Below are 324 nucleotides of genomic sequence, written 5' to 3' on the forward strand. Positions count from 1 at the left end.
CATTTTCCATCACCAGCGTTTTTGGGCGAAGCCTCTTCACCAGCGTCAAATAATATTCAAAGAGCCGGGCACGGTCGTCGATTGCATTTCTCTTGTGATTGTTATGACTGAACGACTGACAAGGCGGCCCTCCAATAAGGCAGTCCAGTTCTCCACGGCCCAGCGCACTCGCGCGCAAAATGTCGTCAGCGCAGACTAACGAAATCGCGCCCTCAATAAATGACGTCTCAGGAAAATTTAGGCGAAATGTCTCTGACGCTGCCGAATCCATGTCATTGGCACAGGCAATGCTCCAGCCAGCCTGACGAAAGCCAACCGCGAGGC

General features: G+C 52.8%; 1 protein-coding gene. It reads right to left on the bottom strand.

The features are described from left to right. Positions 1-324, bottom strand: a 324-nt coding sequence (locus A3728_RS22395; protein ID WP_150120812.1) for a DNA cytosine methyltransferase, incomplete at both ends; no start/stop codon positions are given.

The sequence above is a fragment of the Sulfitobacter sp. HI0040 genome (assembly GCF_001634885.1).
GTDB lineage: Bacteria > Pseudomonadota > Alphaproteobacteria > Rhodobacterales > Rhodobacteraceae > Sulfitobacter.